Annotated in this window: 16 protein-coding genes and 2 pseudogenes; 11 read left to right on the forward strand and 7 right to left on the reverse strand. The window is 68.1% G+C overall.

Annotation, left to right across the window (positions count from 1 at the left end; all coding sequences use genetic code 11):
* Window positions 1–61: 61 nt before the first annotated feature.
* Together ALI22I_RS02740 and ALI22I_RS02745 are read right to left on the reverse strand one after the other, a co-directional pair.
* Window positions 62–847, reverse strand: coding sequence for a transposase (locus tag ALI22I_RS02740; protein ID WP_238598046.1), 786 nt, complete (start codon window positions 845–847; stop codon window positions 62–64).
* Between the two features lie 272 nt (window positions 848–1,119).
* Window positions 1,120–2,169, reverse strand: a complete 1,050-nt coding sequence (locus tag ALI22I_RS02745) for a helix-turn-helix domain-containing protein (RefSeq protein ID WP_083751369.1) — start codon at window positions 2,167–2,169, stop codon at window positions 1,120–1,122.
* A 96-nt stretch (window positions 2,170–2,265) separates the two neighbouring features.
* On the opposite strand from ALI22I_RS02745, the gene ALI22I_RS02750 reads away from it, so the two are divergent.
* From ALI22I_RS02750 to ALI22I_RS02780, 6 genes are all read left to right on the forward strand, one after another.
* A complete protein-coding gene (locus ALI22I_RS02750) occupies window positions 2,266–3,117 on the forward strand; it encodes an MBL fold metallo-hydrolase (RefSeq protein WP_077003984.1) in 852 nt (283 codons plus the stop codon).
* Between the two features lie 188 nt (window positions 3,118–3,305).
* Window positions 3,306–3,833 carry a Crp/Fnr family transcriptional regulator gene (locus ALI22I_RS02755; RefSeq protein ID WP_077003985.1) on the forward strand — a complete coding sequence of 176 codons (528 nt, stop codon included), beginning with the start codon at window positions 3,306–3,308 and terminating at the stop codon, window positions 3,831–3,833.
* A gap of 611 nt (window positions 3,834–4,444) precedes the next feature.
* Window positions 4,445–5,770, forward strand: a complete 1,326-nt coding sequence (locus ALI22I_RS02760; RefSeq protein ID WP_274522737.1) for a recombinase family protein — start codon at window positions 4,445–4,447, stop codon at window positions 5,768–5,770.
* Window positions 5,771–6,431: 661 nt separating this feature from the next.
* Window positions 6,432–6,812 (forward strand): VOC family protein, encoded by a 381-nt coding sequence (locus tag ALI22I_RS02765; RefSeq protein WP_077003987.1) that lies wholly within the window; start codon window positions 6,432–6,434, stop codon window positions 6,810–6,812.
* A 985-nt stretch (window positions 6,813–7,797) separates the two neighbouring features.
* Window positions 7,798–8,382, forward strand: coding sequence for a helix-turn-helix domain-containing protein (locus ALI22I_RS02775; RefSeq protein ID WP_077004017.1), 585 nt, complete (start codon window positions 7,798–7,800; stop codon window positions 8,380–8,382).
* Window positions 8,277–8,933 carry a transposase gene (locus ALI22I_RS02780; protein WP_077003989.1) on the forward strand — a complete coding sequence of 219 codons (657 nt, stop codon included), beginning with the start codon at window positions 8,277–8,279 and terminating at the stop codon, window positions 8,931–8,933. Before ALI22I_RS02775 ends, ALI22I_RS02780 begins: the two co-directional genes overlap by 106 nt.
* A gap of 11 nt (window positions 8,934–8,944) precedes the next feature.
* On the opposite strand, the gene ALI22I_RS02785 is transcribed toward ALI22I_RS02780, so the two are convergent.
* Both ALI22I_RS02785 and ALI22I_RS54380 read right to left on the reverse strand, forming a co-directional pair.
* A complete protein-coding gene (locus tag ALI22I_RS02785; protein WP_077003990.1) occupies window positions 8,945–9,181 on the reverse strand; it encodes a hypothetical protein in 237 nt (78 codons plus the stop codon).
* 205 nt (window positions 9,182–9,386) lie between these two features.
* A complete protein-coding gene (locus tag ALI22I_RS54380; protein ID WP_274522741.1) occupies window positions 9,387–9,518 on the reverse strand; it encodes a hypothetical protein in 132 nt (43 codons plus the stop codon).
* 65 nt (window positions 9,519–9,583) lie between these two features.
* On the opposite strand from ALI22I_RS54380, the pseudogene ALI22I_RS02790 reads away from it, so the two are divergent.
* From ALI22I_RS02790 to ALI22I_RS02800, 3 genes and pseudogenes are all read left to right on the forward strand, one after another.
* A pseudogene (locus ALI22I_RS02790) lies at window positions 9,584–9,868 on the forward strand (SDR family oxidoreductase); the annotation flags it as partial.
* 149 nt (window positions 9,869–10,017) lie between these two features.
* Window positions 10,018–11,151, forward strand: a complete 1,134-nt coding sequence (locus tag ALI22I_RS02795) for an ROK family transcriptional regulator (protein WP_238598038.1) — start codon at window positions 10,018–10,020, stop codon at window positions 11,149–11,151.
* Between the two features lie 166 nt (window positions 11,152–11,317).
* On the forward strand, window positions 11,318–12,067 hold the full coding sequence (locus ALI22I_RS02800) for a hypothetical protein (RefSeq protein WP_143531917.1): 750 nt from the start codon (window positions 11,318–11,320) through the stop codon (window positions 12,065–12,067).
* Window positions 12,068–12,341: 274 nt separating this feature from the next.
* Here ALI22I_RS02800 and ALI22I_RS02805 read toward each other — a convergent pair.
* Window positions 12,342–12,548: pseudogene (locus tag ALI22I_RS02805) on the reverse strand (transposase); the annotation flags it as partial.
* A gap of 243 nt (window positions 12,549–12,791) precedes the next feature.
* Here ALI22I_RS02805 and ALI22I_RS02810 point away from each other — a divergent pair.
* Complete coding sequence (locus ALI22I_RS02810; protein ID WP_077003993.1) at window positions 12,792–13,199, forward strand: integrase core domain-containing protein; 408 nt, start codon at window positions 12,792–12,794, stop codon at window positions 13,197–13,199.
* Here the strand turns inward: ALI22I_RS02810 and ALI22I_RS02815 are convergent.
* Complete coding sequence (locus tag ALI22I_RS02815; RefSeq protein WP_202970603.1) at window positions 13,174–13,461, reverse strand: hypothetical protein; 288 nt, start codon at window positions 13,459–13,461, stop codon at window positions 13,174–13,176. The genes ALI22I_RS02810 and ALI22I_RS02815 overlap by 26 nt on opposite strands.
* Before the next feature lie 458 nt (window positions 13,462–13,919).
* Complete coding sequence (locus ALI22I_RS02820) at window positions 13,920–14,552, reverse strand: integrase core domain-containing protein (protein WP_077003994.1); 633 nt, start codon at window positions 14,550–14,552, stop codon at window positions 13,920–13,922.
* Between the two features lie 968 nt (window positions 14,553–15,520).
* Here ALI22I_RS02820 and ALI22I_RS02835 point away from each other — a divergent pair.
* Window positions 15,521–17,854 carry an ATP-binding protein gene (locus ALI22I_RS02835; RefSeq protein ID WP_077003997.1) on the forward strand — a complete coding sequence of 778 codons (2,334 nt, stop codon included), beginning with the start codon at window positions 15,521–15,523 and terminating at the stop codon, window positions 17,852–17,854.
* Window position 17,855: the final 1 nt, after the last annotated feature.

Genomic DNA, 17,855 nt, shown 5'->3' on the forward strand with positions numbered 1-17,855 from the left:
AGTCGTAGCGTCACGTCTCACGATCATGCCGCCGTGGCGCATGGCGCACGATCACCGCAGGTCAGCAGCCCAGTGCAGAGTTCTGGCACCCCACAGGGTCGGAGAACGCGAACCGGGCTCCGTGCCGGGCGCTGCGGCCGCGGGCGCCGGGTTGCCGTGGTGGGGCGGGGAAGGCCAGCACCCGGTCGGATCGCAGTCGTACCAGTACCCGGACCGGGAGATCGGCCAGCAGGAACGCCAGACGAGGGCCGTCGTAGCCGCTGTCGCCGATGATCCAGATCTCCGGGTCGCCCTCGCGTCGGTGTCCGGCGGTGATCAGCGCGTCCACCACGGTGCGCAGTTGGGTGGCGGCCATATCGGTGTGATCATCGCTCGGGCGCACGACATCGAGCAACGCCGTCCACGACGTGCGACCGGGTTCCAGGGCGGCCACGAACGAGTAGGGCCAACCGGGGATCATCCGGGCTTGCCCCCTGCCGCGTGCGTAGGTGTGGCAGAACAGCCTGTCGGGACTGGTGTTCGCGTCGGGGCGTAGCCAGTGGCTGATATCGATGGCCAACATGATCCGGCCATCGTCGCCGCGCGGAACCTGCTGGCGGGCAACAACATTGCGGAACCGGTCGATATCGATCCCGCCTTTGTTGAGCCCCTCGTACAGGCTGCCGTGACCGCGCCGGTGCTCGGGTTCCAACGACAGTTCGACCAGCGAGGTGACCGGCCCCTCGGCGCACAGCGCCGCGTCAGCCAGCTCGAACAACGCGTCCGCCCGCGCGGTCACACACTGGTAGAAGTCCTGACGGAACCCGGACAGGTCCCCCAGCGCGGCCGCCGCACCGGTGTAGTGCACACTGATCAACTGAAGCCCTTGGTCGATCTTCCGTCTGTCGCAAGAAGGAATGATCAACCAAGGGCTTCACCCATGATCAACCGGGTGCCCCGTCGGCCTTGAGACCTTAAAACTCAAGCTAAGTCACTGGTATTGAGGCTAGGGCGCGTATCGAGTCGTGATCAATCTGTGGGATTCGCCCTCACGGTGGGGCCTGGGTGGCAGATCGTCCTGCAGGACGCACGTGCACTCACTGTGGCCGTCCTAGGCGCACGCCGCGGCAGCGATCCGGATCAGGCGTTCCCCGACGGTGCCGTTACGGCCGTCCTGCGGTAGGTGGCGGGGCTGGTCCCGAAGCGGGACTTGAACGCCCGGGAGAAGTGGGAGGCGTCCTTGAACCCGACGCGCGGCGCGATGCTGCTGATGCTCTGAGCGTCGTATCCGGCCCCCGACAGCATCGTGCGGGCGCGGTCGAGCCTCTGGGCGTAGAGCCATGCGCGAGGTGTGGTGTCGGCCTCGCGGAACAGCTCGTGCAGATAACGCAGTGAAAAGCCCAGGTCGTGGCTGGCGGCGAGCAGCGTCAGGCCGGGGTCGTGGAGCCGGTCGGCGAGGTAGGCTTTGGCCCGCCGGAGATCACGTCGATGAACGGCCGCACTCGTTTTCCCGGAGACGTCCGAGCCAAGAGCGTCGCACGCGGTGGCCAGGAGATCGAGAAGGTTCCTCATGAACGATTCGGCGGTCGCCTCGCCGAGGTCATGACCTTGTTCGGCCAGGGCGCGCAGGACGGGACTGACGAAGGCACCCATGCCGCGCGCGGTCCGGAACGGTACGGCGGTGACGTGCTCGGCGACGGCGCAGCGGGAGGTGAGCATCGCGCGGGGTATCTGCAGGACCACCGAGCGGAACGGGCGGTCGAAGCGGAACACGTAGGGGTGGGTGCTGTCCACGAGGGCGAAGTCGCCGGGACCCACCTCGGCGGCGCGGTCGCCTTGCCGGAGCCTGGCCGACCCCTCGGTGAGCAGCGTGAGGAAGAAGTCCTCTCCTGCCGCTCTCCTGACCAGGTCAGGCGTACGAGCGGCCTCATGCGGATCCGCCCGCATGGTGCTGACCAGCAGCCCGCCCGTCACCCGGGCGACAGCGGAAGCGGCGAAACCGTGCTTCGCGGAGACGGGGACCGCGTCGGGCAGCGCGGCCGCGCGCATGGCGACGAACGCCGTACGGGTCACTTCGCTCCAGTAGTCCCACTGGTCATGGTCGAGACCGAGCGTGGTGAAACGCCGTTCGGCGTCCGCGCCGGCGTCGTCGCTGCGTTGTGGTGCCGGAAACGGCGCGTTCCCAGTCATGTCACGGACTCCCAGGTTTCCTTAGCGTTACCGCACGGCTCAGAGGATGCCACGCACCGAGTGGAACGAAAAGGGCCGGTCAGAGAGGAATGACCCATGCTCACCACTATCTTCTCGGAGCAGCGGAACGGGCTTCGTTTCGATGTGTTCGCGGGTTCCGAAGCGGCTCTGTCGCCGAACTGCGTCCTCATCAGCGGCGAGCACGACGCGATCCTGATCGACGTGCAGTTCGTCATCGACGAGGCACGCGAACTCGCCGACCGCGTCCGTGACAGCGGCAAGCAGCTCAAGGCGGCCTTCATCACGCACGCGCACCCGGACCACTACGGCGGCATGGGTGAGATCGCCTCCGCCTTCCCCGACACCCCGATCCTGGCCCGGCAGGGCGTCATCGACGGGATCCTGGAGTGGCCGGCCAAACGCCTGCACTGGCAGGAAGCCTATGGCGACCAGATCCCGGACGAGATGCCGGTGCCCGAGCCGCTGACCGGGGACAGCTATTCCCTGGAAGGGCACGCAGTGGTCTTCGTGGACCTCCCGGTGGCCGAGACGGTGCACGCGACCGCCTTCCACGTGCCCGACGCGCAAGCCGTGATCGCCGGGGACCTGCTCAACCACCACTCGCACTGCTACATGGCGGACACCAACAACCCCGCGTCATGGCTCACCGCCCTGGACCAGGTCCAGGCACTGGGAGAACACCGGATCGTGGTCCCGGGCCACGGCTCGGTGGGCGGGGAAGAGGTGATCGACGACACCCGTGCCTGGCTGGAGGACTACCAGGAGGTGGCCAAACCACGGGTACCCGTCGCCGACATCGCCCGCGAGATGAGCCGCCGACACCCCGACCGGGCCCTGCCCCTGCTGCTCTGGCTCACCCGCGGCCCCTCCTTCGGACTTGTCGGACCCAGGGAACTGGGAGTGCCACCGGAGGTGTTCGGAGGCTGAGCCGGAACGTACCCACCTCGCAGCCTCTTGCGACACGGCTGCGCAACAACGGCTATGGAGGTTCTGCCCCGGCGTCAGCGACGCCAGGGCGGAGTCTTTGGAAGGGCGAACTGACCAGCTCCAGGTGCTGACGTCGGTTGCCCCACGCCTCGACCGCGCGGTGCGATGATCGGGGCGGTGGGCCGCTTATGCGAGGCAAACTGGACTGGGGGTTGGAGATGAGCGATGACCGGCCGCGCCGCGGTCTGCTGGGCCGCCTGTCGCCACCCGCGGCACGGGCTCTGCTCGACTCCGGCAGCCCGGTCGGCTACGGGCCGGGCGACGTTCTGATGCGGCAGGGTGCCGACGACGGTCACGCCGTGCTGTTGCTCACCGGTGCGGTCAAGGTGCAGGCCATTGACGAATCGGTCCCGGCTCTGCTGGGCGTGCGGTCCGCGGGCGATCTGGTCGGCGAAATGGCCGCCCTGGACGACAAACCCCGCTCCGCCACGGTGATCGCCTGCGGCCGCGTCGCCGCCCGGCTGATCCGTCGACACCAGCTCCGAGCCGTGCTCGACAGGCACCACGAACTACTCGTGGAGCTGGCCAGGGTTAGCGCCGATCAGATCCGCTGGGCCAACGACCTGTGCCGGGCCATGTCCCGACCGGCCGCCACCCGCATCGCCCAGGTGCTGGTCCACCTCGCGCATCACCACGGAGACCGCAGCCCGGACTGATCCTCCCCTGGTTGTACGGAGTCGGGTTACTGGATGATCAATCACTCCAGTGGTCCGGAGGACAGCCCACGATACCCAAGAGGTGCCCACCCGGGTTCCGGCGCAAGGTGCTCGACGTGGTTGATGGCGGTGACTTCCTTGTGGGTCAACGCCCGGCGCACGGTGGGCAGCGGCCGGGGGATCGCCACGTGATGGCGGGGTCGACGCCGGATCTGAGCAGGCGCTGGCGATGGTGAGCCGGAAGAACATGCGCATCGTCCGCACCGCGGACTCGCCTGCGCGCCTGCCTCTGCGTTCGTTCGAACACACTTGTGCCTGTCGGGTCGCCCGTTGCCGCAGCGCCAACACGTCGCTGGACTCCGGTGAGTCAATCGGATCGAGTGCCACCCGGCCGTGGTCATGTCGCGTCGTGATCCCGGTTCGAAGGCCTCGGAGGACGGCGACGGCCGTTGGTCCGTCTGGGTGGGAACACGTCGACCCCCGTCACGGCTTCCGGTGCGGGTCGTCCCATCGGTGTCTTGTCGGTCGATGCGAAGGTGGTCACGGTGATGGCGTCACGATCGGAAGATCCGGATTTGCTCGGTGCGTGGTTGCGGACTACGGGACCTACTGTGCGCCGGAAACGGTCGGAGGATCCGTTCGTCCATCTTGGACTGCGTTTTGCGTTCTACGGAAGGATGTCCACTTCGGAGTTTCAGGATCGGCGGACGTCTCGGTTGTGGCAGCGGGAGGTCGCGGAGCGTCTGGTGGCGGGTCACGGTGTGATCGTCGCCGAGTATTTCGAGGCCGGGTGCACCCGGCTCAGGGCGTGGGCGGATCGGCCGCAGGCTTCCCGGTTGTTGGCCGCGTTGGAGGATCCGGATCGCGGGTTCGACGCGATCGTGGTGGGGGAGTACGAGCGGGGGTTCTGCGGTGACCAGTTCGTGCGGATGGCGCCGTTGTTCGAGCGGCTCGGGGTGCAGGTGTGGTTGCCGGAGGCGGGCGGACGTGTGGACATGGCGCGTCCGGCGCATGAGGCGTTGGTGGTGATGTTGGGGGCGCGGTCGGATCTGGAGATCCGGCGGGTGCGGCATCGGGTGATCGGGGCGATGCGGGCGCAGACCTACGACCAGGGCCGCTATCTGGGTGGCCGTCCGCCCTACGGGTACCGATTGGTCGACGGTGGCCCGCATCCGAACCGGGCACACGCGCGCTGGGGACGGCGACTCCAGCGGCTCGCGCCGGACCCGGCGACCGCGCCGCACGTCCGGTGGATCTTCACGGAGCGGCTGGCGGGGCGCAGCATCGCCGGGATCGCCCGGGAGCTCAACGAACGCGCCGTACCGTGTCCGTCGTCCGCCGACGCGGATCGCAACCCGCACCGGTCGGGCGAGGCGTGGACGTTGATCACCGTCGCGAAGATCCTGGAGAACCCCCGCTACACGGGGCGGCAGGTGTGGAACCGAGTGGCCAACGACCGCGAACACCCGCATCCGACGAGCGGCCGGCCGGCCCAGCGCGCCAACGACCGCGAGGACTGGGTGATCTCCGCGAACATCGCCCACACGGCACTGGTGAGCGAGGCCGACTTCCTCCTGGCTCAGGCGCGCCGGGCGGCACGTCCGACCGCGGACGGCAGCGTCCGGAGGTATCACCTGTCCGGGCTGCTGGTGTGCGGGGTGTGCAGGCGGCGGTTGGAGTCGCACTGGGTCCACGGGCGTGCGGGCTACCGGTGTCGGCACGGGTACACCAGCGCACGGTCCCGCCCGGCCGACGCGCCCCGCAACGTCTACCTGCGTGAGGACCATCTCGTGGACGTCATCGTGGAGCAGCTCGTGAGGGAAAGGCACCACGTCGGGGTGGAACCGGCCCAAGTGGCCGCCTACCTACTCGACAACCGGCTGACGGTCACCTGCGACGCGCACGGCGTCGGTCTCCGACTGGTGCCCGTTGTGTGAGCACCGGATGAAGCCGCAGGTCAGCGCCCCAACGTACAAACCCCACGAGGCCCTGATCTGGTAAACTCAGATCAGGGCCTCGTGGGGTAATTATATGTCCGAAAACGTGGGCTGCGGCCCACCTCCACAGTGGTGGTGGCAGCGCATGTGTCAAGTATAGCAACAACTTCCGCCGATTGTCCAGGTGGGCCGGAGCCCACATCGGCGACAGCATTCGTCGCCTCACGGGGTAGGCGAGCAATGATTCTCCAGCGCTTCAAGGAATTTTTTCCCGAAGTGGGTCACGAAGTCATTCTTCGAGGCTCTGTCCATCTTGAACAGGGCCCGTGTCGTTTCGGTGGCGCAGCTTCGTCGGATCGGTTCGGCGGTCGGCGGGGTGTGCGGGCGGCTCGGTGGGACTCTTCGTCCTCGGCCGGATCTCGTAGGTGTTCTGGGAAGCACTTGGACGTCCGACTGGTGTCGATGATTCGGCGGGAGGCAGCCGGGCGGCATTCGGGTTGACGCTCGCGATGGAGCGCCGCCTGGGCGGCCTGCACGCGCTGATCAGGTAGGCCTCCGAGGTGTACCTGCCGCAGGCGGTTCGTCGGTTGGTCGAGGTCTTGTGGCGGGGTTGCGGCGGGAAGTCGTTGCCGGACAAGCGCTCCGCGTTGGGGTACGGGGCGTGGTCCGCGTTCACGACATTGTCTTCGACAGCGGGCATCCGGCGTCGTTGGCCCGTTTCTGGGCTGCGGTCCTGGACGGTTACCGCGTGGCGCTGTACGACGAGGCGGAGTTGCGGCGTCTGAGGGAGAAGGGGGTCGACGATCCCGAGGACGATCCGACGGTGCTGGTGGAGGCCGGTCCCGGCCTGCCGCGTTACTTCTTCGTGCTGGTGCCCGAGGGCAAGGTGGCGAAGAACCGTGTCCATCTGGACTTGGGCGCCGACGACCCGGCCGCCGAGGTCGCCCGTCTGGTGGGCCTCGGCGCGGTGGCGGTGCGGGAGTTCGAGGGTTGGGTGCGGATGGCCGACCCCGAGGGCAACGAGTTCTGCGTCCTGCGTTGACCTGTCGCCCGGATGGTCCTCCAGAACGCGTCGTCGATGGGGTGAGGGTGTGCCCGTCAGGTCGTCGGCGGCAGTCGGTCGGTGACCTCGCGTTCAACGGTGCCGACGAACCGTTCGGCGTAGCAGTTCGCTTCGGGCAGCGTGGCGGGGTCTTCACGACCTGGATGCCGGGGTCGGCGAGGACGGTGTCGAACGACGTGGTGAATCGGCCGGCTCGATCGCGGATCGGGAAGCGGGAATTGTCCGTCTGCTCGCCGAGGTCCATCGGCAGGTTGCTTGTGGCCTGGGGGCGGAGGGACAGCAGCCAGGAGGTGTCGGTGTTCCGGGTAGGTGCGGGCGGTATCCGCAGGCGCTTGAGCATGCGACGGACGGTCGACGCGGCTACCCGGTGGCCGAGCTTGAGCAGCTCGCCCTGGATCCTGCGGTAGCTCCAGCCGGTGTTCTCCCTCGCCATCCGCTGGATCAACGCCACGACGGTGTCGTCGACCGGCGGGCGCCCGGTCCGGTTCGGGTGGGTCCGCTTCCTGGCCACCAGGCGTCGGTGTCATCGCAGGACGGTGCCCGGTGTCGCCAACCGGTGCTCGCGCAGCAGCCGGGGGAGTTGCCGAGCCAGTGCGGCGAGCACCGCGCGATCGGCCCGGTCCAGCCGCGTGCGGGCTCGTCCGGCGCAGCACGGCGACCTTGTGCCGCAGCACCGGTAACTCGACGTCCTTGGCCGTCGACGAGCGACCGAGCAGAACCAGCCAGCCGACTAGCCGGACGAAGATCAGGTACAGCAGTCGTAACGCCACGCTTCACGATCACGCCTCTGTGATCCATGGCGCACGATCACCGCAGCTCAGCGGCCCAGTGCAGAGTTCTGGCACCCCACAGGTCGGCGAGGTGCCGGACCAGGCTCCTGGGAATGCGGAATGGGTTAGTGCTGCGTTCCTCAATTATGCCGTATCTTGATCGTCGATCATGGTCGGTGGACGAGGAGTGGTTCGTGCCGAAAGTGCTGGTAGCGCGGTTACCGATCGACGCTGCGGAGGAGCGGGCGGTCCGGAAACTGGCCGGTGCCCGACACGCTCCCGGTGACTGGATCAGGCGGGCGCGGATCGTGGTCGCCAGTTGGGAGGGCGGGTCGACCAAGGGCGTCGCCGCCGAGGTCGGGTGTCATCCGCAGACCGTGCGTGAGTGGCTGCATCGGTTCAACACCAACGGGTTGGACGGTCTGGGCGACCGTCCGGGAGCGGGCCGGCGCCCTCGGTTGACCGAGGACGAGCGCAGCCGGATCGTGGCGATGGCGCGCACCCGGCAGCCGCCGGGCCGGTTGACCCGGCAGTCCGACGGCACCCTGGACGCCGAACAGGAGGGCGGTCCGGCGCACTGGACACTGGACTCGCTGAGCGAGGCCCTGCAAGCCGAGGGCATCACGGTCGGACGCAGCCAGGTCCGTCGCATCCTGCTCGCCGAAGGGGTGAGGTGGCGGCGGACCCGTTCCTGGACCACGAGCAACGACCCGGAGTTCGTCCCAAAAGGACACGCATCGTCGGGCTCTACACCGATCCGCCGGAGAACGCGACGGTAGTCTGCGCCGACGAACTCGGCCCCGTCATCCCCCGCACCTTCCCACCCGCACCCGGATGGTCCGGCGACGGACACCGCATCAAAGCACCCCTGGACTACTCCCGCGGACCGGAGAGAACTTGGGTCTACGGAGCCGTCCGCGTGCGCGACGGCCAGGCCGTCACCCTCACCGCATCATCGCGCAACAGCCTCTACTACCAACGGTTCCTGGAGATGCCGGAACAGGCCAACCCGGTCGGCGACATCCACGTCATCACCGACAACCTTTCCAGCCACAACAGCAAGTCCACCCGCGAATGGCTGCTCGACCACCCCCGCATCAAACACGCGTTCATCCCCGTCGGCGCCTGCCGGCTCAACCTCCAGGAACCCTGGTGGCGCCTGTTCCGCCGCGAGGGACTGGCCGGACAGAGCTTCGCCGATCCCAACGAGATCGACCACGCCACCCGACAAGCCACAGCCGCCCTCAACGCCCGCGCCAGACCCTGGGTATGGGGCCGCCCGGCACCCAAACCCAGGAAGCTGCGACGCCGGTTTATCTACCACCTTTGAGGAACGCAGCATTAGGCGCGGTTGCCGCGGCGTCGGGCGAGGTAGCGCTTGCCGGCGCTGGCGGCCAGGGTGCCGCCGGCGCCGATTCCGGCGGCGGCGGTGGAGGTGCCGAGGATGATCATGCCCGTCGTGATGATCGCTCCCAGGAGCAGCATCAGGATGATGGCGCGGATGAACGGCGCCCAGGCGTCGTTGTTGAGCATGTGGTTGAGCAGGGACCAGCCGTTGTGGTCCGGGTCGTTGGTCATGGCGACCCCTTTCGCGGTGCTGTCATCCAGTGACTCTCGTGACCGGGCCGAATGTGAACCTGTGGTGTCGAGACTGGTCTCGACACCACAGGCTGGTAGGGGTCGTGTTCCGGTGTGGCCGGGCGGTCGCCCGGTTCATGGCGCGTCCGGAGTTGGGACGTCTGCGAACGGGCGTGTGGCGTTCCTGCGGCAGGGGCCCGGTGGCCTACTGCGGCTGTGCCCGCTCCACGAGTCCCGCCACGAAGTTGTGCAGCTCGTCGAGCGTCATCTCCTTCAGCTGCGCGATCTGGTCCGCCTTGGTGTTCGCGAGGTCGCGCAGCTCGGCGCGCACCTTCATCCGCGCGTCGGCCCAGGTGTCCGCGGTCGCCGCGTCCGCGTCGGCCCGGCGCAGGGCGGCGTACTGCGGGCCGCGGCGTGCGGCCGGGCAGCCTGTACTCGGCCACGAAATGGGCCGTCACCGGCCTGGCCCAGTCCATCCGCGCCGAGTGCGTCGGCACCGGCGTCCGGGTCACCCTGGTGCAACCCGGCCTGGTGGACACCGGCGGAATTCCTCCCGAACGGTCCCACGACGCCACACTCGATCCCGCTGACATCGCCCGCGCGGTCCTCTACGCGGTCAGCCAACCGACCACCGTGGACGTCAACGAGATCCTGATCCGCCCGGTCGGTCAGGACTCCTACCGCTGAACCGCACCGGTGTTCCGGGTCCGTCCCGACCTCGGCGCCGCGTGGTGAGGACGCCGTGCTCGCCGATCTTCCGGTACCGGGGGTGGGCGTCCCGCTCGATCGTCCCCTGTGGCCCGACCAGGTATCTCCCGACCAGGTATCTTCGGGGGGTGTCCCGGGGGAGTCGTGTCCGCGCCGCACCGTCCTGGCCGCGCCTGTCCGAGACGGGACGTGACGTGCTGCTGGAGCTGCTCGTCCACGGCGCCAGGCCGCGCAGTGAACTCGCCGACCGGCTGCGGCTGTCCCGGCCCACGCTGTCCCGCGTGACCAAGGCCCTGGTCGCCCAGGGGCTGCTGGTGGAGGGCGCCACGGAACTGCGCTCCACCACCGGCAGGCCCTCGGAGCTGCTGCACGTGCACGGCGCGTCCCACCGGTTCCTCGGGGTCAAGCTCACCGGCGACCGGTTGTTCGCCGCGGTGACCGATCTGACCGCGACGGTGGTGGACTCGGTCGAGCAGCCGCTGCCCAACCGCGACCCGGACGAGGTGATCGCCGCGATCACCGAGGTCTCGGCCGGGTTCCCCGGGCTGACCGGACTGGGCGTGGTCCTCGGCGGCGTCGTGCGCGCGGGCCGGGTCGTCCGGGCCGGTTTCCTGGACTGGACCGACGTCCCGCTGGGCCCGCGGCTGACCGAGACGACGGGCGTGCCCACCGCCGTGGACAACGACGTGCAGGCCCTCACCGCGGCCGAGCACTGGTTCGGCGCCGGCGCCGGGACGACGTCCATGGTGGTCGTCACCATCGGCGCGGGGGTCGGCACGGGTCTGATCGTCGACGGCAGGCTGGTCGAGGGCTCCCACGGCCTGCCGCCCCGGCTCGGCCACATCCTCGTCGACTCCACCGGCCCGCACTGCGGCTACGGCCACCGGGGCTGCGCCGCCGGCTTCCTCATGACCCACGTGATCCTCCGACAGCTCGACGGCTCTCCCACCTACGACGAGGCAGTCGCACGGGTCCGCGCCGGGAACAAGCAGGCCAGGGACGTGTTCGAGCGCTCCGGCTACGCACTCGGCGTGCTCATCGGCACCGCGGCCAACTTCCTGGACCCGCAGAAGATCCTGCTCACCGGCGAGGGACTGCCGCTCTACGAGCTGACCACGCCGACGGTGCACAAGGGCATCGAGGACACCTACGAGGACGACCCCACGCTGATCGACCTGGACGTACAGCCGTTCGACTTCGGCGAGTGGGCCCGGTCGGCAGCCGCCCTCGCCATCAGGAAGACGATCACCGGAGCGGCTTGACGACAGGCGATGAGCGCGGTCGAGCTTGTGACAGGCATTGTCAGGTTTGCGACGAAACAAAGCCGAGGAGGCCGTCTCGACCGGTCCAAGGGGTTGACTTGGTTTCGTCGTGAACCTAAGAATCGTGGGGTCAGTCCGCTCTTCGAGCCATCAAAGGAGAGGTTCGATGACCGTGAGGAGCATGCCGGCCCGCTTGGGCCGGCCGGCCATGATCGTCGCCGTGATCGCCGGGTTGCTGAGCTTCGCGTCTCCGGCGCAGGCCGCGGTGTACTCCACCTGCGACCGGTGGGGTCAGCACACCCAGGGCACCTGGACGATCTACAACAACATCTGGGGTGCGAACCACGGCACGCAGTGCCTGACCGTCAACAGCATCAAGTCCTGGTACGTCGATGCGAACCACTCCGGCGGCGGGATCAAGTCCTACCCGAACACCTCGGTCCGGCCCCAGACGCCGCTGTCGCAGTTGAACTCGGCGGGCTTCTGGTACAACACGTCGTCGGCTCCCGCCACCAGCGGTGACAACTGGGGCTGGACGGCCGACCTCTGGTCCACCAACAACCAGGACGAGATCATGATCTTCACCAGCTGGAACCCGGGACCGCTGGGCGGCTGGGGAAGGCAGATCGCGTCCAACGTGACCATCGGCGGCGCCCTGTACGCGTCGGTCTGGCAGGCCGATCCCGGCTGGAACGTCCTGCAGTTCATCCCCGCCCAGCAGAGCAACACCGGCACCATCGACGCCGCGCAGGTCTGGCGATGGGCCGCGTCGCGGAACCTCCTGCGCAACACCACCTTCGACACGATGCAGTTCGGCTTCGAGGTCACCTCGACCAGCGGCGTGCAGAAGCGGTACTCGCTGAACGCCTACAGCGCCTGGTGGTCCAACACCTCCGGCGGCGGATCGACCATCTGACCGCAGCCTGCGACGGCCGAGGGCTTCCTCGGCACCGTGCCGCCGAGCCTCGAACGACGGGGCCCGGCGGCATCGCGTTCATCGGGGCGCCTGGCCTGTGAGCACACCGCCGCCGTACAGGGAGCTACCGCTCCGGCCGCGCCGAACTCGACGTCGCCTTCCGGCCGACGAGGCGTAATTGGGCCGTCATCAACCTCCCACCGGAACGGGAGCAGGGTCTGTCAATCGAGCGGCTCTGGCCCGTAGTCGGTGGTGACTCCGGGTATCTGTCAGGTAGGAGGATGCGGTGGCGGAGAAGGTCGAATCCGGCGCGCCCGTGCATCTGTCTCATGATCCTTTTGGTGCGGGTGTTGACGCCTTCGGTGCGACCGTTGTGATAGGGCAAGGTAAGACCGGCGTCCACAGCGGACCGATCGATTTCGAGACCGTTGGTGAGACTGCGCAGGTGCGGCAGGTCGACCGCGCGGGCCGCCGCGATCCAACATCGCTGCGCCGCGTGAACTCAACCCGCAGAATTCAGAATCGGCAGGTCCACGTCTGTGACGGGCCCGTACGCTGACAGCATTGGGCTGTGCCGCTCGGAAAGTCATCGCTGCTGGTCAAGCGGCGTGCTTGTACTCGTTGACGACTCCGCCGAGGATCCGCGTGCGCGCCAGTCCGAGGGCACCGAGGTCGTGTACGGCGGTGGGGTGCTGCCGGACAGCAGGAACACGATCACCCGGGCATGCTCTCAAGCGGGTGTCTGCACTGCTCTACCAGCGGCGATGACTTTTCGAGCGGCACAAGGTATCCCGCCCTGTTCGACGACATCCTCACCGATGCGGGCATCCAGGTCGTCCTCAGCGGCGTTCGCGTCCCGCGGATGAACGCGATCATGGAACGCTGGATCCGGACCTGCCGACGCGAACTCCTCGACCGCACCCTCATCTGGAACCGGCGGCACCTGCTCCACGCCCTGCGCGAGTACGAGAAGTTCTACAACACCCACCGACCCCACCAAGGCATCAACAACACCCGACCACTACAGCCGCTGCCGCAGCCAGCCACCGATCAAGCAGCCGCCACCCGGCTCGACATCCGCCGACGACAACGACTGGGCGGCATCCTCAACGAATACCACCACGCCGCCTGACCAGCACGGACGACATTTTCGGCAAGCACAGAGTCCTCCGATGCAGCGGCGGCGCCGTGTCGGGGTCGGCCAGTAACTCCGCCATCCGCAGACACTCCACACACGGCGGCAACGCGGCGATGTCGACGCACGTGTCACTGCGATACATGTCGTACGCAGTGTCGATCGCCCACTGATCTTTGCCCCAGACCGGACGCTCCGGAGCCGAACACAGCGTGAGACCCGTCTTCCCGCCCTCCACGCTTGCGTCGTCGAGATCCACGGACAGATGCTGCAACGTGCCGTCCGTACACGGTTGAGGTGACATCGGGTCCTCCTCACCACCGGATGCTTCGCCGGTCGCCCGTGACAACAAAGCCTATCCATGCCCGCAACGGGCCCGCCCCACGCCGTGGAGGGATGCGTCGGGTCCTGACGACGCAGGCTGGAAACACCTCCGCGTCATCGGCTCCTTCCTGCCGGTCTACGACAGCGCCACGATCCCACCCGACATGGCCAAGCCCGGCAATGTCGATGGTGCCCGATCAGCATGGCGCTGATCGACAGGAAGATCCCCGCGCGTGCGGGGACGAGGTGATTGGCTCGGCGCAGCAGGGCGACCTCGTGTCGCAGCACCGGTAACGCGACGTCTTTGGCCGCCGACGAGCGGCCGAGTAGAAACAGCTGGCCGGCGAGCTGGCCGAAGATCAGGTACGGCAGTCGTAACGCCACGCTTCACGATCATGCCCCTGTGGTCCATGGTGCACGATTACCGCAGCTCAGCGACCCAGCGCAGAGTTCTGGCACCCCACAGGGGTGTTCCTGGGCCTCGGGTGGTAGCTGGTCGTGGGCTTGGTGGGGCCGGTGCCGGTTGTAATGGACTTCGTAGGTCTTGAGGATCTGACGTGCGTGGGCCTCTCCCGCGACGAGGACGTGGTCGAGGACCTCGCGGCGGATGCTGCCGACGACCCGTTCGCAGTGCGCGTTCATCCGAGGCGACCGCGGGGCACTGGTGAGCACCCGCAGTTCGTCGGCCTCGAAGACGGCGTCGAACGCCTCGCCGTACTTGCTGTCACGGTCCGCAGTGGGAAGCGCAGGGACTCGATGCGGGTGCCGAGGTCGGCGGCGGGGTTCCTGGCCTGCTGTCCATGCCCGTGTCGAGTGGGCGGTGATGCCGGTGATGTGCAGGCGTCGGGTTCCGTGTTCGAGGAAGACCAGTGCGTAGAGGCGTGTGCCGAGCATGGTGTCGATGTGGGGGAAGTCGGCCGCGATGGTGCCGTGGGTCTGGGCGGCGGGGAACTCCCGCCGGGTCGGGCCGGTGCGGCGGGGTGCCGGGTCGACGTCTGCGGTGTGGAGGTCCTGCCGTTCGACCACGGCGGCACGATCACCACGTACCGTCCGACGACCTGAACGCCCCGGTCACCTGCGTCGGCGGTCCCACCCGCCGCAACCCGCTGCCGCCGATCCTCCGGGCGGTCGCCGACGCCGGACACACCGTGCTGTGGGTGGCATCCGACTTGCTGCGCGGGCTGGTCGACCGGGCAGGGTTCGCCTTCCACCGGCCAGCCCCACCGCCACGGCCGGCCCGCGCACCCGCATGCCGCTGCTCGTACCGGACGCCGAGCAGTACACCGCGCCCCGCCGTGCGTACGGGGTGCAACCGCCGCCCACCGCCGCGCCTCACGATCATGCCCTGCGGCACATGGTGCACGATCACCGCAGCTCAGCGGACCTGTGCAGAGTTCTGGCACCCCCACAGGACCAGCAGCACTCTCTCCGGCCGGCCAGATAGTCCAGGACGGCTTCCGCCGGATGACGCGCTGTGCGCGACCGTAGGCCCAGAGTGTCCGCCAACGCCTGGGCCAGCAGGTCCTCCCTGTCCAACTGGGCGAGGCCGACCCACCGGACGTCGTCGACGAACCCTGTGCGCAGGCTCGACGCCACACGGAGGGCGAGACGGGATTTCCCGACACCACCGGCGCCGGTCAAGGTCGGCAGCCGGGTGCGGGCGAGCATCCGCTTCACCGCCGCCACTTCATGGCGACGAAACTGGTCACATCGGCGAGCAGGTTACCGACCAGCCCAGCCGACAGGGCTTCGGGCATGATGTTTTCACGCTATGTCCACATGAGCCCCTCGGTGAGATTCACCAACGGTAACAAGCCACACGCTCTCCGCGAAGTCGCGGTCGAGAGGTCGGCCCCTTGCTCACAGGGTAACCCTGGCAACAGCTGCCACTGACGAGGGCACGCCGGGCGCCGTGGTTGCGTCGGGCCGGGGCAGTGGGACAATGGTGTTGAAATGGGAACTATCCCAGGCTCGAACGAGCAGTTTGGTAAGCCATGGTCGCAAAGCCACCGTTGGGAAATCTTCCCGATGACGTGTCGAGTTTCGTCGGCCGCACCCATGAGGTCGCCACGGCGGGCCAGCTGTTGTCGGGAACTCGGCTGCTGACCCTGACCGGTCCCGGCGGGGTGGGCAAGACGCGGTTGGCGCTACGCATCGCCGCTAAGGTGCGCAGAGCGTTCCGGGACGGCGCCTGGCTGGTGGAACTGGCTCCGCTGGAGGATCCGGACCTGCTGGTGCAGTCCGTCGCCACGACACTGGGAATCCGGGACTGGTCGTCCCGGCCCACCCTGGACGTGCTGCTGGACTACCTGGCGGACAAGCACATCCTGCTGGTGCTGGACAACTGCGAGCACCTGATCGAGGCCTGCGCGGACTTGGTGCAAACGTTGTTGGGCATGGCCCCCGAGTTGCGGGTACTGGCCACCAGCCGCCAGTCGCTGCGGACCTCCGGCGAACAGCTCATGTTCGTGCCGCCGCTGTCGCTGCCGGACCCCGACCACATGCCGCAACCGAACGAACTCGACCGGTACGAGGCGATCAACCTGCTGAGCCAGCGAGCCGCGGTCGTGGCCCCCGGCTTCGCCATCACCTCCGACACCATCTCGCCCGTGGTCCGGCTCTGCCGGCGGCTGGACGGAATCCCGTTGGCCATCGAGCTTGCCGCCGTACGGTTGAGGACGCTGTCGATCGAACAACTGCTCTCCGGGCTGGAGCACCGTTTCAGCTTGCTCGCGGGCGGCAGCCGCACCACACTGTCCCGCCACCAAACCCTGCAGGAGACCGTTGACTGGAGCTTCGACCTCTGCCCGCCCGACGAACAACGGTTGTGGGCCAGGACATCGGTGTTCGCCGGGGAATTCGACCTCGACGCCGCCGAGAGCGTCTGCTCGGGTGACGGCATCGCCATCGAGGACGTCGTCGTCCTCGTGGAGGACCTGGTGGACAAGTCCATCCTGGTCCGGTCCGACCCCCCACACAGTCAACACGCGCGCTACCACATGCTGGATACGCTTCGTCGGTACGGACAGGAAAAGCTCCGCGCCGCAGGCGAGGAGCGACGGATGCGGCAGCGGCACTGCGAGTGGTACCAGCGCCTTGCCGAGCAAGCCGCGGCAGAGTGGTTCGGCCCGAATCAGGTGCAGTGGGTCACCCGCCTGCGCAGCGAGCACACCAACCTGCGGGCAGCCATCGAGTTCTGCCTCGCCGAACGGACCGAAGTTCAGGCCGGGTTGCGCATAGCCGGAGCGCTGTGGTGTTACTGGATGCCGTGCGGGGTCCTCGCGGAAGGACGGCAGTGGATCGACCGCCTGCTCCCACTGGACCACGAACCGACCAGGGCACGCGGCAACGCTCTGTGGGTCTACAGCTGGGCGGCATCCCACCAGGGCGAACCGGCCGCGAGCGATGCCAGCGCCGAGCAGTGCCGCAGGGTGGCCGAGCAGTTGGCGGACTCGCAGATGGCGGCCTACGGCCTGCAGGTGGCCGGGCTGAGCGCGCTGAGCAGCGGTGATCTCGCGGGCGCGCGGTCATTCTGCGCCGAGGCGTGGCGCAGCCACCGTGCTCTCGGCCAGCTCGCCAGCCCCGCGGTCATGGCGCTGATGCAGCAGGGTTTCGTCGCGGGGCTGCAGGGCGACTTCGACCAGGCCGTCGCGTACGCACAGGAGTGTGTCCGCATCGCCAAGGAACACGGCGAAGACTGGACCCGCTCATGGGGGCTCGTTGTACTCGGCCTCGCCCTGTGGCTTCGAGGCGACCATCAGCAGGCTATCCCGCCACTGCGGGAGAGCACCGCGACCAAGCGCACTCTCCACGACCTCTTTGGTCTCGGCATGGCGGTGGAATTCCTCGCCTGGTCGCTGACCTCTACCGGCCGCCACGAGGACGCGGCCCGGCTGTTCGGGACGCTCGAGCGCATCTGGCCGTTGGTCGGTGTCCCGCTGATGGGAATCGAGCCGCTCGCCGAATACCACCGGGAGAACGAGGCGAAGGTCCGTGCCGCCCTCGGTGAAGCGGCTTTCGACAACGCGTGCAAGAAGGTCGCAGGGTTGGATCCGTACCAAGCGCTGGACCAGGTACTTGGCGACAAAGCCACCCGGCGAGAGCCTTCACCGAAGCGCGATGACCAAATGTGGTCACCATTGACACGCCGGGAGCGCGACGTGGCCCTGCTGATCGCCGAAGGCCTGTCGAACAAGGACATCGCCGCAAGGTTGCTCATCGGGCAGCGTACTGTCGAGTCACACGCGGAACACATCCTGTCCAAGCTCGGCGTGACCTCACGCTCCCATGTCGCAGTCTGGGTCGCCGAACGACAAGCCACCCACTAGC

Origin of the sequence: Saccharothrix sp. ALI-22-I (assembly GCF_001984175.1) — a bacterium.
GTDB lineage: Bacteria > Actinomycetota > Actinomycetes > Mycobacteriales > Pseudonocardiaceae > Actinosynnema.